This is a genomic window from Mycobacterium sp. NGS51, from assembly GCF_059812525.1.
In genome coordinates, this window is sequence record NZ_JCALCV010000003.1 from 118,559 (window position 1) to 133,604 (window position 15,046).

General features: G+C 63.9%; 6 protein-coding genes. 3 read left to right on the forward strand and 3 right to left on the reverse strand.

The genetic code is table 11. From position 1 onward, the window contains the following. Window positions 1–153 precede the first annotated feature (153 nt). The gene (locus tag AC5Y5W_RS04925; RefSeq protein WP_500008955.1) at window positions 154–1,032 is read left to right on the forward strand and encodes an alpha/beta fold hydrolase; all 879 of its coding nucleotides are present in this window, start codon (window positions 154–156) and stop codon (window positions 1,030–1,032) included. Here the strand turns inward: AC5Y5W_RS04925 and AC5Y5W_RS04930 are convergent, their stop codons facing one another. Then, on the reverse strand, window positions 1,033–2,211 hold the full coding sequence (locus tag AC5Y5W_RS04930) for an ATP-grasp domain-containing protein (RefSeq protein WP_500008957.1): 1,179 nt from the start codon (window positions 2,209–2,211) through the stop codon (window positions 1,033–1,035). 146 nt (window positions 2,212–2,357) lie between these two features. Here AC5Y5W_RS04930 and AC5Y5W_RS04935 point away from each other — a divergent pair, with 146 nt between their 5' ends. Together AC5Y5W_RS04935 and AC5Y5W_RS04940 are read left to right on the forward strand one after the other, a co-directional pair. Further along, a complete protein-coding gene (locus AC5Y5W_RS04935; protein WP_500008958.1) occupies window positions 2,358–2,729 on the forward strand; it encodes a hypothetical protein in 372 nt (123 codons plus the stop codon). A gap of 120 nt (window positions 2,730–2,849) precedes the next feature. Further along, on the forward strand, window positions 2,850–3,419 hold the full coding sequence (locus AC5Y5W_RS04940; protein ID WP_500009098.1) for a Fic family protein: 570 nt from the start codon (window positions 2,850–2,852) through the stop codon (window positions 3,417–3,419). 44 nt (window positions 3,420–3,463) lie between these two features. Here AC5Y5W_RS04940 and AC5Y5W_RS04945 read toward each other — a convergent pair whose 3' ends face one another. Together AC5Y5W_RS04945 and AC5Y5W_RS04950 are read right to left on the reverse strand one after the other, a co-directional pair. Beyond that, window positions 3,464–14,206 (reverse strand): BTAD domain-containing putative transcriptional regulator, encoded by a 10,743-nt coding sequence (locus AC5Y5W_RS04945; protein ID WP_500009099.1) that lies wholly within the window; start codon window positions 14,204–14,206, stop codon window positions 3,464–3,466. Between the two features lie 119 nt (window positions 14,207–14,325). Further along, the gene (locus AC5Y5W_RS04950) at window positions 14,326–15,021 is read right to left on the reverse strand and encodes a Type 1 glutamine amidotransferase-like domain-containing protein (protein ID WP_500008959.1); all 696 of its coding nucleotides are present in this window, start codon (window positions 15,019–15,021) and stop codon (window positions 14,326–14,328) included. Window positions 15,022–15,046 lie beyond the last annotated feature (25 nt).

A 15,046-nucleotide genomic window follows, 5' to 3' on the forward strand; every position in this document is an offset into this window, starting at 1 on the left:
GTAAAGCGCATCTGCATCCTCGGTGTCCCTCTACCGGGGGAATTGTCGAATCATCGTAATGACCGGTATTACGGCTGCGGCCAAAACGATGCAGATCCGGTGGGCGCGAATGATCGCGCCAGCCCTTGCCGGCCCGTTACTAGAGTTGCACGAATGAGCGATGCCACCGGCACGACGCCGAACGACGGGTTCGAGTTCGTCGTCGCAGAACCGGGCGTCGAACTCGCGGTGCAACGGTCCGGCCAGGGCCCGACCGTGCTGCTGGTCGGTGGCCTCGGTATGCCGAGCATCACCTGGGAGATTTGCGGGCTTCCCCAGTCCCTGGTCGACGCGGGATTCCAGGTCATCGCCTACAACGCGCGCGGAATGTCACCGTCGTCGGCGCCGGGCGCGCCGTATTCAGTGGCCGACCTGGCCGGCGACGCCGCCGCCATACTCGACCATTTCCAGATCCGGCGAGCCACGGTCGTCGGCTATTCGATGGGTTGTTATACCGCGCAGATGCTGCTGCGCAGCCGACCCGAGTTGGTGGGTGCGCTGGTCTTGTTCGCCGGACTTCAGCCGTCGCCAATCGGGGCGATGGTGGGGGAGATGGAACTCGGGCTGATCGAGCGCTACGGCGAGGTGCCGCGTGAGGTACTGGTCTTCGAGCAATTGTTGACCACCCTCCACTCGCCGATGCTGCAAGATCCGGCGACGGTGCAGGGCTGGCAGCAGATGTTGTCGGCCGGCTACGACAGTGGGTGGGCAGGGCCTGAAGGATTCAAGGGTCAGCTGATGGCATCACAGCAGTGGATCACCGCCGGTGAACCGGCCCCGGAACATCTCCGCGCGATCGACGTGCCCACCCTTGTCTTGGCGTTCGAACACGACCTGTTCTTTCCGCCGGCCCTGTGCGAGGCGGCGGCTCGGCTGATCCCCGCCGCCGAATTCGCACAGATCGACGGCGCAGGCCACGGTGGCATCTTCACCGGACCTGGCGACAGCGTCGCCCGGATCACCAAATTCTGCTGCGCGCACCGCGTTAGCTGATCATCCCGGCCCGCCATCCCACTCGTGGTCGTGCATGAACGCCTCGGGGATGTTCACTCGATACCGAATGGCCTCGGCGAGAATATTTCCCATCGCCAGCGGCAGCGCCAGGCTCGGCCCTGGATCGCTGTGTGCGAAGATGACCCCATCAGTACGTCGGTAGTCACGCAGGAATCCGCGGAAAGTGTTGTCCTTCAGCGCTGATTTGCGCCACCCGTACATCAGCATCCCCGGACCCAGCATCTTGCTCGCCCCGGCCTCGGGTGCGATGACCTCTTCGTTGACGCCGAAAAATGCCCTATCGACCCGTGTTTCAGGGTCGAACAACAGAATTCCACTGGTGGCCCGTGGATTACATTCGATGGCGAAGAGCTCCCCTCCTGGCGCCTCGATGAAATCCAAACCCATCTGACCGGTGAAATTGAACGCCTTGACGCATTCGCGCACCCACGCGACGATGCCGTCGTGCTGGACAGACTCAAACGTCAGGCACGACGTGCCGTCGATCGCGTAGCGCACCGGATATGCGGCGTGCGCTTTGATCTGACCGTGGTGGCAGACCGAATACGAGCAATAGTTCGTGCCGTCGGCCCACTCCTGCGCGATCCACGCATTTCCCGCGTCGAAACTAAGGTCGTGCGGCACCTCGCCGGGACGCACCTTGTGGATCTCCTGCGAGCCACGCGAGTAGACGGGCTTGAGCGCGAAGGGCTGGTCGAAATCCAGCGCCTCTATCTCTTCTTGGTTGCGGACTTGCGCAAAGTCGAGGGTTGGGATGCCCAGCGTTTTCAATGCCGCCTGGAACTCGTACTTGTTCTCCAGCTGAGCCTCAAGTTCGAATTCGGAGAAGAACAACGTGCAGCCGTCCGGGAACAGGTCGGGGTGTCGCTTGATGGTGTTCGCGAGGATTTCGGTTCCCTCGTGGATCGGCACCACCAGGTCGACGCCCCGTTCGCTAACTATGTTCGCTATGGCCCGCGTCCACTCGACAGGTTCAAACGTCGGTCGTGGCGTGCGGAACGTCTTCTTGACCGACGACGAGAATCTGGTGATCGGGAAGGGCACCGAATCCGAAATCAGCACATCGTGTCCGGCGGCGCCCATCAAGCGGGCCAGATGGAGTGCCAGAAATGACCGGCCGAACGTGATCAGCACAGTCTTTCCACCCGATCGCGACATCGAACCTCCCCTGGAACACCCGCGGCACGGTAGCTCCACTCAACCTACGGGCGGGGAGGCGGGCTTGTGGCTGGGTTGAAGCTCGCGCGTATTGATATCATATCGAGCATTTGACATCACTCTGCAGCGGGAGAAGGATGTGTTTTATGAAGGTCTTCCCCCTACGCCTGCCTAGCCAAGGCCTTCGGGAACTGGTACGTGAGGTCGCTGCCAGCGAGAAAATCAGTCAAAACGAGCTAATCGTGCAAGCTGTCGCCCACGAAGTTCTCCTGCGCGGAGCCACGCTTGTCGATGACCTCGAGCGCGCTGCCGAGCGCATCGGCAACCTCACCGATGCGGAGTACGCCAAAGTTGTCGACCGCAGTCTTGGCGACTTCGCCGAGGGGGAGGGATTGGCCGAGCCGTTGCAGGCGCGTGCGATAGACATTGAAGACGTGAGTCAATCGGAAGGCGAAACCGACCGTCTCGGGGTTATGGCCGCATTCGACTCGGCTCAAGCTGACTCGGCGCAGACCTAGAGAGCCTGGTTGCCCAAACCAGCGTGGAACGACGATTCGCCTGACGATCTCGCTCGGATCCGACAGAATGCCGCGGCGCTAATCCGATCTATCGCTTATGGGGCCTGCGATTGGTCAACGGTGCCCGGTGCTGCCGAGGTTCTGAACTGGCATACGCGGCTCTACGAGGATTGCCGTGTGCCAGTCGCCGGGTATGTCGGCCACTTTCGTGGCGATCCTACGGTTGAAGAGTTGGTCGGCTATGAGGTAGGGGTCGGACGTCTTCAGCCGGACGGGCTAACGGAGAAGGTCGGCGTCTACTCTAAGGATCTTGCGGTCGAGATTCCTACTCTGGTCGCACAAATTAAAGCAGGGATCCGGCAGTTGGATTCGGCGCTAGAGCCGGGAGTGCGCCCTGCGATGGGTGAAGCCGTTGAGGCAGTCGTTCTGCTCGCTGCACGGGTACACGGTGAATGGGTCCGGCTTCATCCTTTTGCGAACGGCAATGGCCGGACTGCGCGTGGTTGGGCGAATTTCATCGCGCTGCGCTATTCGCTTCCTGCCTTTGTTCGCGTCAGGCCACGCCCTGCTAACACCGCGTACGGTCGCGCGGGCCACGCTTCGATGGGTCGTCCGCCGGACTTCGTCGGAGACCATGGGCCAGTCACCGCGTTGTTCGCGCGCATGTTGGCTGAAACATTGGCCAGCTGAGGTGTTTTCAACGCCATTCTGTTTATTCTTTAAACCGGCCTCGGTTACTCATCGACTTCGTCAAATGTGTCAGGGCAGCTAGCCGGATGGCCGATCTCCTCGAACCGCGCGAGCGCGGCGTCGATGTCGGTGTCGTCGAACATCTCACAGCGGTTGACCAGGTCACCGTCGACGGTCAGAATTGCCGTCTCTCGCCACTCGGCGTCGAAACCCTCTTGGGAGGTCCCATATGCCGCGTGCGTGAACACGATTCCGAGATCGCTCAGCCGGTGTACCGCCTCGATGTAAATCTTGATGTCTGGCGAGACGTCAAAAGTGGCACGCAGGTATTGAGGAAATTCGCCAGGCGCAAAAGCTATCCCGCGCCGATGGTCGATGTTCACCCAATCCGGCGTTGTCGTGGGTACCTCATGTCGGTTGATCGCCGCGTAGTCCCTCGTCACGACCGACCAGGTGCGCGAGTGGGGGGCCGCTTCGCCGGCGAGGTACCGAGCGTCGAGTTCCGCGAAGGCAGCGTCGATGTCGTCGGGATCGAAGAAGACGTAGCCCGCGATGCGTTCGGCGGCATCGATCTCGACGATGCCGAGCATCTCGACGCCGAAGTCCCCATCGCGCGGGTCGCGGTTCAAGGAACAGATGCGAGTCAGGGCGAGGCGCTCCCCGCGGATAGCAATGACGGTCAAGGTTACGTTCGCGAGGCCCTCGGCCAGGGCTCGCATGTTTGCTATCACGATATCGCGGCCGTCCCAGAACCCGACATTTATCACGCGACGGCGATCGTCGACGAAACTGTCGTCGGCCAAGATCTTGGCTATCGCCGCCCAATTGTGGGCCGCGGAATAGGCAAACAAGCCGTGATTTGCCCGACTTGCCGCATTCTCCAACTGCCGTGCCTGTGTTTGCAACTCGTCGAAGCGGGCGAGCGCGGCGTCGAGATCGTCCTCGTCGAAGGCTTCCACGCGGCTGTAGAGGTCGCCTTCGATTACGCCAATGACGATTGCCCGCCACTCGGCGTCGAAGCCCTCCCGCGACGTTCCATGCGCAGCCTGGGTGATGACCGCTCCGTGGCCGCTCAGCCGATGCACCGCTTCGATGCGGACGTTGATGTCCGGCATGAGATCCCACGGGCTATGAAGATATCCGGCCAGATGCTCCTGCTCAGTCGTTAAGACCGCTCGATGGTCGATGAAAACCGAATCCGGTGTCATGCCGGGAAGTTCGTGCCGACTGGTCTCGCAATAGCTCCGCGCGATTACCGACCAGGTGTGTGCGTGGGCGGCTGCGTCGCCGGCGAGGTAGCGACGATCGAGTTCGTGGAATGCGGTATCGATGTCGTCGAGATCGAACATCATGCACGCGGCGACCTGGTTTTCGGCGTTGATCTCGACGATGCCCAGCACATCGGTACGGAACGCCTCGGGTCGCTGGTCATGGCCGGCGAAGCGAAGTCGCGCAAGTATCAGGCGCGCTCCACGCGTCGCAATCACCGTAAACGTCACGTTCTTCGTTCCGGTATCAGCAACAGCGCGCCAGTCCGCGATGATGACCGCTGGGCCGCGTCGTATTCCAATGCCCACGACCGGACGACGGTCGTCGGTGAAACCGTCGTTGGCCAGTAACTCTGGCATGGCGTCCCAGTCGCGGGCAGCGAAGCACTGCCGGAAACGTTCAACGACTTGGCTTGCCGCGTTTTCCAGCCGTGGTGTCCGCGAATGCAGTTCCTCGAAGCGGGCCAGCGCTCCGTCGAGGTCTGCCTCGTCGAAGATTTCACAGCGGTTGAGCAGTTCGCCTTTCACCGTTGAAATGCTGATCTGCCGCCACTCGGCGTCGAAGCCCTCCGGCGAAGTCCCGTAAACCGCATGGGTAACGACTGCACCAAAATTGGTGAGTCGATGGACAGCTTCTATGTAGATGCTGGATTGAGGCGTGAGATCCCATGTGGCGCGGAAGAATGCGGTCGGGTCGCGGTACTCGAACGTGGCGAGTGGCCGGTGATCGACGGTGATCCAGTCTGGTGTCGTCGCGGGAAGTTCGTGCCGGTTGAAGCTGGCGTACACCCCCGCAATGACCGACCACGTGTGCGCGTGGGCGGCTGCTTCGCCGGCGAGGTACCGACGATCGAGTTCGTCGAAGGCGGCGTCGACGTCATCGAGGTCAAACGCGAGCTGCGCCGTGATCCGCTCGTCGGTGTCGATCTCGGCGATGATGAGCATGTCACTGCTGAACTCCCCCTGCCGCAGGTCGCGGTTCGGGGAACTGATATGAGTGAGGGCAAGGCGCGCCCCGCGGGTCGCGATAGCGGTCGGCGGCATGGGTGCCGCATTGGCCAGGGCTCGCAGATTTGCGATCACGACGTCGCGACCGTCCCAGAACCCGGAGCTCGTCACGCGACGGCGGTCGTCGACGAAACTGTCGTCGGTCAGGATTTCGGTTATCGCTGCCCAGTTGCGGGCCCGGAAGTACCCAAAGTACCGGTCATTTGCTTGGCTTGCCGCGTTTTGTAGCTGCGGTGCCCGCGGCTCTAGTTCATCGAAGCGCGCGAGCGCCGCCTCGAGATCTGCCTCGTCGAAGAGCTCACAGCGATTGATCAGGTCGCGGTCCACGCCGAAGAGGTTGATCGTCCGCCACTCGGCCTCGAAGCCCTCCTGCGTGGTCCCTTTCAGCACCTGTGTCAAGACGGCTCCGAGCTTGCTCAGCCGGTGCACAGCCTCGATGTGGACATGCAGATCCTGTTCGAGGTCTTCCCACGCGGCAGAGATGTATGCGGTCATCTCGCCGGGCGCGAAGGCTGTCCCCCGGCGGTGGTCGACGTTTACCCAGTCCGGCGTCGTTGCTGGGAGTCCCCGCCGGTTAAGTGCGGCGTACGCCCGTGTCAGGACGGCCCACGTCTGCGCGGGGGCGGCCGCTTCACCGGCGAGGTATCGGGCGTCGAGCTCCTCGAAAGCGGCGTCGATGTCGGCGGCATCGAAGAAGACGCCCGCCGTGATCCGATGGTCGTCGTCGATCTCGCTAAGGTAAAGCAGCTCGCTGCCGAACTCCCCGTCGCGCAGGTTACGGTTCAAGTGGGTAAGAACGAGGCGCTCCCCACGGATTGCAATGACGGCAGACGTCATGCGCGCGTTGAACTCGGCGAGGGCTCGCATGCTTTCGATGTGAACATCTCGACCGTGCAGGACCCCGCCGTTGACGACCCGACGGCGATCGTCCGTGGAGACGTCGTCGGCGAGCAACTCGGCTATGACGTCCCAGTCGCGGGCTGCGTAGGAGGTCCAGAAGTGTTGGTCCACTTGGCTTGCCGCGTTTTCCAATCGCGGTGGCTGCTGGTGCAGTTCTTCGAAGCGAGCGAGCGCGGCGTCGATGTCTGTGTCATCGAAGGTTTCGCAGCGGCTGATCAGATCACCTTCGACTGTGAAAATGTTGATCATCCGCCACTCGGCGTCAAAGGCCTCGCGCGAGCTTCCTTTCAGTGTCTGGGTGACGACGGCTCCGAGTTCGCTCAGCCGATGGACTGCCTCGATGTAGACGCTGACGTCCGGAATGAGGTCCCAGACGGAACGAAGATGAGCGGCCATATCAACCGCGTCACTCGTTACGAGCGGTCGATGATCGATGAAAACGGGATTCGATGTCGTCGCGGGGAGTTCGTGCTGGGTGAATCCGGCCTGGGCCCGCGCAATCACCGACCACGCGTGCGCGTGCGCTGCCGCTTCGCCCGTGAGGTACCGCGCATCGAACTCCGCGATGGCCGAATCGAAGTCGTCGAGGTCGAACACGACCGCCGCCGCGATCCGCTCGCTGGCGTCGACCTCGACGATGCTGAGGGCATCGTTTTGGATCGCCTCGGGGTCGCGGCCCGACACGCGAACTCGTGTCAGGGCGAGGCGCCCGCCGCGGGTTGCCGAGGTGCCCACCATCGTCATCGTGAAACCGACACCGACGGTTGCCTGCGCATCTTTGATGTTGGCATCTCGACCATGCAGGGTCCCGGCGTTGACCACCCGTCGGCGATCGTCGACGACGACGTTCTCGGCTGATATTTGAGCCACGGCCTGCCAGTCGTCGTCCGCAACGTACGAAAAAAGGCGCTCCCACACACGCGTTGCGGTGTTTTCCAGCCGCGGTGTCGGCCGGCTGAGTTGGCCGAACCTCGCGAGCGCGCCGTCAAGGTCTGCTTCATCGAAGACCTCGGTGCGGTTGATCATGTCGCCGTCGACCGTGAAAACCGCGATCCCGCGCCACTCAGCCTTCAAGCCCTCCTGCGCAGTCTCCTGCGCCGCGTATGTGACGACTGCTCCGATGTTGCTCAGCCGATGCACTTGCTCGACGTAGATATCGATGTCTTGCTCGACGTCCCACCCGGCTTGGATGTATGCGGTCACGTCACCGGGCCCGAACGCTGTCTCCCGTCGGTGGTCGATGGTCACCCAGTCAGGGGTTGTCGAGGGGAGCTCGTGACGGTTGAGCGCGGCGTAGCTGGCCGCGACGAGCGACCAGGTGTGCACATGGGCGGCAGCCTCACCAGCGAGGTATCGGGCGTCGAGTTCCGCTATGGCGGCGTCGATGTCGTCGCCGTCGAACGAGACGTTCGCCACGACTCGCCCATCTGAGTTGATTTCCCCGATGTCGAGTTGCTCGGCGCAGAAGGCCTCAGGATCTTGATCCCGGAACGAAAAGACACTGCGGGTGAGAACAAGGCGCTCCCCGCGGGTCGCAATGACGGTCACGATGACGTTCGCGATCCCGAGGTCGGCGACAGCGCGCATGTTTGCAATAGCCGCATCTCGACCGTGCCGGACTCCGGCGTTCACCACACTTCGGTGATCGTCGAGGTAATAGTCGTGGGCCAATAGCTCGGCCATGGCGTCCCACTCGTGAGCCGCGAAGTGCGCCAGAAAGCGCTCGCTCACTTGGCTTGCCGCATTTTCCAATCGTGGCGCCGGTCGACACAGTTCGTCGAATCGTGCGAGCGCAGCGTCAAGGTCTGCCTCGTCGAACAGCTCACAACGGCTGATCAGCTCACCGTCGAAAGTGCCCAGGAGAACTTCCCGCCATTCGGCGTCGAAGCCCTCTTGCGAGCTTCCACGGACCACGTGAGTGACGACAGCGCCGATGTGGCTCAACCGATGCACGGTCTCGACGTAGCCCTTGACGTTTGGCGCGAGGTCCCACGTCGCGTGCATGTATTCGGTCAATTCACCGGGTGCAAACGCTCTTGCTTGTCGGTGATCGATGCTCACACAGTCGGGCGTCAGTCGGAGTTGTTGCCTGTTCGCTGCGGCGTACGTCTGCGCTACGACTGACCACGAGTGTGAATAGGCGGCCGCCTCGCCGGTCGGGTATCTGGCGTCGAGTTCTTCAACGGCGGCGTCGAAGTGGTCGAGGTCGAACGACACAAACGCGACGATTCGCTCGTCGCCATTGACCTCGCCGACGGCGAGCAACTCCGTGAGAAATTCCTCGGGCCCGTGCTCGCTGCCCGAAAAGCGGAGACGCGTGAGGATGAGGCGCCTCCCGCGGGTCGCAATAACGGTCGACGTCACGTTCGTGAACCCGAGGTCGGCGATGGCCCGCATGTTTGCCATCTGGGCGTCTCGACCGCCGCGGAATCCCGAGCCCACCACCCGACGGCGATCGTCATTAAAAAAGTCGTCGGCCAGCATCGTCGCCATGGTGCCCCAGTTGCGGGCTGCGAATTGCGCGAGGAAGCGTTCGGCCACTTGGCTTGCCGCATTTTCCAATCGTGGCGCAGGCCGACACAGTTCGTCGAAGCGGGCGAGCGCGGCGTCAACGTCTGCCTCGTCGAACAGCTCACAGCAGCTGAGGGCGTCGCCTTCGGCAGTGAAGATGCATATCATCCGCCACTCGGCGTCAAGGCCCTCCTGTGAGATCCCATGCGCGGCATGGCTGACGACGGCACCGAGGCTATCCAACCGATGCACAGTCTCGATGCAGATCCTGCCAGCCATGTCATCCCATGCGGCCTGGATGTACGCGATGATGCCACCTGGAGGGCCCGCTGCTCCGCGACGGTGGTCGATGCTCGCGAAATCTTGTGTCGTGGCGGGGACTTCGCGTCGGTTGACTGCCGCGTACGCGGCCGTGATCGTAGACCATGTGTGCACATGGGCTGCCGCCTCGCCGACGAGATACCGCGCATCGAGTTCGGCGATGGCGGCGTCAAAGTCGTCACGGTCGAATATGACCAATACCGCGATGCGCCCGTCGGCGTCGAACTCGGCGACATGAAGTGCTTCGACTCCCAACTCTTCTGGCTGCCGAGCGTGAACCGAAAAGTGATTGAGGGAGAGGCGCTCTCCGCGGGTCGCCATGACGACCGAGGTCATGGTCGTGAACCCGACCTCGACGGACATACGCAAATCTTCGATCTCGGCGTCCCGGCCGTGCCGAACCCCCGCGTTCACCATTCGCCTGCGATCGTCGACAACCAGGTCATCGGCAAGCACATCCGCCATGGCGTCCCAGTCGCGGGCTGCGTAGCACGACGAAAAGCGCTCTGCCGCTCGGCTTAAGGCGTTATCGAGCCGCCGCTCTGGCGGGCCTTCTTCCTTGAACCGGGCGTAGGCGGCGTCGAGTTCGGCGAGCGCCGCGTCGACATCTTCGACGTCGAACCACACCTGCAGCGCGATTCGCCCCTCCTCGTCGATGCCGAGTAGCGAGAGAAATTCGTCGCGCGGCGCTCCAGGGCTCACGTCGGCACTGCCTACCACCACTCGAGCGAGCGCCAGGCGCTCGCCTCGCACGGCGATAACGACTTGGTCGAACCGGACCGCGCGTGTCTCAACAGCTCGCCTGCTTTGATGTGCCCAGTCCGCCGGTGGGAGGTCGGTCGTGAAGCCGACGATCTTCCGACGACTCTCGACGAGGCCCTCAGGGGCATACAGCTCCTCGAGCGCATCCCAGGCCTCGCTATGAATAACAGCTATGACGCGTTGGCCCACACGTGCGCATGCATTGTCGAGCTCTACAACGGGCGCTTCGAGTGGCGTCGTGGCGCTTTGCGAGATGCGTTCTCCGATAATGCCGCGTCCCCTTTCGGCGAGTGCCGCAGCTCCTTTCCGTTCATACAGGTTGACTGCTCGCTCGGCTGCCCCTCGCGCCGCCGCAGTGTCGCCGGCAGCACTCAAAACCGTTGCCAGCGCCAGGCACGCATCACCGTGATCGACCAATGCATCGGTGCGCTCGGCCAGAGCGACCGCAGCCTCGGCGACGCGCCGGGCCTCACCATGATCGCCGCTGCGTGACAGCAGCTGCGCTCGAAGCGTGCGCCAGGAGATCGACGCCTTCAGGGCGTGCCCGGCGAGACGCTCACTTTCCGAACACAATTCGTCGGCTTCGACATCTTGCCCGAGCGCGAGACACGCGCGACCCAAAAGGGCCGCAGTCTCAGCGGTATCGGCATCGAGTCCCATGCGACGAAAACCGTTGTAGGCCTTGCGCAGGTGCGGCTCGGCGGCAGCAGGATCGTCGACAACCAGCTCGACGATGCCGGCAAACTGCTCGACTTCGAGCAGAGCATGGCGGAGGCCGAGTTCGGTGACCGTGCGCCGAGCCGAGTCGATCATTCGTCGAGCTGCTTCGGCGCGGCCGCGGAAGGCCTCCAGCACGGATTGGCATCGCGTCGACGTCGCCTCGACCGCAGGCGAGTCGGTCGTGATTCGCAGCAGCCGTACCACGTCAAGGCACCGCCCGCCCGCGCGCGGAACAGGATTCGGGCCCCACAGCGCCGCGAGCGGCGCACCTGCCAGCACAGCGTTCACCCGACGGTGTTCACGTGCACGTCGCGCCGCGGTAAGAGCCTCGTCCAGGGCGATTTCGCAGTCGCCGACTCTTCCAAGGCGGGCGAGGCATCCGGCGCGCACGGTGTGCGCTTGGGCTTCTCCGGCCGCGTCGTCGAGTTCGGCAAGTTTCTCGGCGGCCGCACCTACTGCCGTCGCCACCTCATCTAATCGCTCAGGGTGGATCAGCATCGACAGCTGGCCGTGGAAGCACGTCGCCCATGCCGCCAACCGCGCGGAATCGACTGTCGCTTCTTGCAATTGCGCGACAGCACCCGCTGCCGATGCCACATCACCTGCGGCCAGCAGCGCCTCGCAGCGCGCGATAAGTAGCTCGGCGGTCTGCTCGTCGCGGTCTGGCAGTTCCTCGTCGATCTCCTCCAGCGCGTGCAGCGCGTGATCGTAGAGATCGGCGGCGCCCTCGTAGCCGAGCCGGGCCATCGCCTGGTCCGCGGCACGCCGGCAGTAGAGGACGGCCTTGGCCGCGTTTCCTGCCCAGGCGCATTCGAAGTAGTGATGCGCCAGCTCAGCGAGCAGCTCGTCGTCGGCGCCGGGCTCGTTCTCCAGCGTGGTGGCGATGCGTTGGTGCAGCCGCATGCGGCGCACGGACGCCAGCTCAGCAAGCAGCGATTGCCGAACGATGGCATGGTTGAACCGATATCGACCGCCGGGTTCTTCGATGACGATGCCGGCCTTACACGCCTCGTCGAAGGCGTCGACCAGATCCTGGTCGACCACTCGCTCCACGAGGTCGAGGGCAAATCGACTGCCGACGACCGCGGCCGCGGCAAGGGCCTTGTTCGTTTCCACGGGAAGCCGGGATAGTCTGCGGCTCACGGCTTCACGGACACCTTGTGGCAAGGTGCTCGGGTCCCACACGCCGCCGCTTTCGTCCACATGGCGCAATGCTTCGATAAGGAAGAACGGGTTGCCACCGGTGACGGACGCCAATGCCCGAGCGAGCTCTTCGTCGTCATACCCGGACTCGGCGACGTAGGCGCTCACGTCGTCTTCATCGAGGCCGGTGAGTTGAAGGCGGTTGGCGGTGCCGTCACGGTGCAGGTCGGCGAGCATCGCGGCCAGGGGATGGGAGCGGTCGAGGTCGGTGCTGCGGTACGTCCCGACGATTTGGACGCGAGCCTGATCGCCGAAGCGCAGGAGATGCCGCAATAACAGCAGTGTGGGTTTGGCCGCCCAGTGCAGGTCGTCGAGTATCAGGACGACGGGCGCGCTCGTGGACGCGAGTTGCAACAGTGCGACGACGGCGTCGAAAAGCGCATACCGTTCGGTGTCCGGATCGGCGCGGGTCGGCGCTGCCAGGTCGGGTACGACTTCGGTCAACCCAGGCGCCAATGGCAGCAGCGCTTCCACGCCGCGCAGTCCTCGCAGTCGACTGGCGCCGAGGCAGGGCACGACCGAACGCACGGCTTCGGCGAACGGTTGGTAGGGCGCGCCGAGATCCTCGTCGCAACGCCCGTACAGCACGACCGCTCCCTGCTGGTGAGCCTGTCGCGACCATTCGCCGGCAAGGCGGGTCTTGCCGACGCCGGGTTCGCCGGCAATGAGCACCGCGCGCGTGCTCCCGGTAAGCGCGGTCTGCCATGCCGACAGAAGTCGTTCGAGTTCATGGCCGCGCCCGACGAACGGCCCGGGGCCAGTCAATATCGCAGGAAGGTCGGGTCGCTCGATGGGGGTTTCGGGGGTCTCCTCTGGTCGCTCGGCGGTTTCCAGCCGAAGCTCGAACACGTGCTCGGGGCGCGCCAGGTTGCGCAGCTGGCGCATCCCCAGGTCGGCGAGCACAACGTCGTCGGGCAGCGAGTCGATGACGAGTTCGGCGGTCGCACCCGAGCACAAAATTTGGCCGCCCACCGCCAGCGACCGCAGGCGCGCGGCACGGTTGACCGCCCGACCGAAGTAGTCGCCGTCGCGCAGCTCCACCTCGCCGGTGTGCAGCGCCACCCGAATACGCATGGGCTCTAGCAGTGCCCACGGCTCGTGGGTGATCGCGTCTTGCAATTCGATAGCGGCCGCAGCTGCCGCCGACGGCCGCTCGAAGACCGAGAACGTCGCATCGCCCTCGCCGCGCGTCTTGATCAGTCGTCCGCCGCGGGACGTGACGACCTGTTCGACGAGCTCGTCGTGCCGGGCCAGCGCCGCCGCCATGGCGCCGGCGTCAGCTTCCCAAGCGGCGGTTGAACCCTCGATATCGGTGAGCAGAAACGTGACGGCCCGCATCACCGATGGAAGCTGTTGTGCCACAGGGGTATCCAGCGCTGCATCTTGAGCGACGATTGCAGCCTCGAGCCGGCGAAGTTCCGGACCGGGGTCGACCCCGAGCTCGTCGGCCAGCAGCGACCGTGCCCGTTGGTATGCGGCCAGCGCTTCGCCCTGCCTGCCGGCACGGTAGAGGGCGAGCATCAGTTGGCCCCAGCGTCTTTCGCGCAGCGGAGCGTCGGCCACCGCGGCCTCGAGTTCGCCGGCGATCTCGGCGGCCCGGCCCGTCGCGAGCAGCGCATCGGCCCGGTCCTCGACCAGCGCGGCGTGGCTTTCGATCCAGCGCGTCTTCTCGGACAACCCCCGGTGCGAGTCGGGCAGTTCGGGGATTCCGCGCCAAAGGGTCAGCGCCTCCTCGAAGCGGGCCACGGCTTGAGTGATGTCGCCGACGGCCGCGGCGTCGCGGCCCGCTTTGGTGGCCAGTTTGTAGCGCGAGGCATCAACCGCGGTCGTGCTGAGGGTCCAGCCCATGCCCTCCGTCAAAACGAAGCCGTCGCCCAAGGTGCGACGCAGTGACGAGATGTGGGTCTGCAGAGCCTTGGCGGCGGTGCGCGGGGGATCGTCGCCCCAAAGAAGTTCAATCAACGTTTCGGCGGGCACGACCGAACCGCCGTGGAGCCCGAGCATCGTGAGGATGGCGCGCGGTTTCGCGCCCGGAATTGGGACGGGCGCACCGTCCTGCCGGACCTGGAGAGGTCCCAAAACCCCCAGTTCCACGGCTTGAAGCGTACTCACGTCCTGATCGTCGGTGGGGCGATTCAACAGGCGGTCAAGGTCGAGTAAAGCCGCGGCGTCGTCCAGGCAGTCGCACCGTTCAGCCGTGCTTCAGCGGTCGGTCAAGTGTCCTCTTCGGCGTACAGCAGTGCTTGCGTGACGTGATTGTCCTCGAAACGGAATTCGTGGGCGGGTCGCCGCAATGGCTCGATGGTGGCATCCGGATGCACAATGACTCCGCCACCGGAGGGGATTCCGAGTCCGGTGGCCGCTCCCTCCAACAGATGAATCGTGCGCGACAGTCGCGCCCACTCGGCTCGCTCGTCGTGTGTGTCAATGACCAGCGGGACGAGCTTGAAGAACTCGCGCAGCTCGATTGTGGGTGATTTCGGGGTCTCGACGACTCCATAGCGTCCGAGCTGGACCGCCCCGGCTGAAACACCAAACAGAACCGCGCCTTTCGCGTAGCGGTCCAGGATCGCATCCTTCATCCCGGTTCTCTCGAACGTATCCCAGCCGAGGCGCACGTCGCCGCCGGCGAGGACGATCAACTGGGCGCGCTGCAGGAAAGCGCGGTCCTCAGGGCCGAACGACGACTCGATCATGCGACGATCGGTGATTCCGGTGGCGTCCACCGCGGCCTCGAAGATGCCGTAGAACTCGGGATTATCCCCGTTGGAGGCGCCGATGTATGCGGCGCTGGGCGGGGTGTCCCGAGCCAGCCCATCGAGGGCAGTTTCGAGGAGCAATCGGTCGCGACACTGCCAAAACAGCAACTGACTGTCCGCCAGCAGATAAAGCGGTTGGAGTTGTGGCACAGGCTCAGCTTCTCAGGCCGCGAGT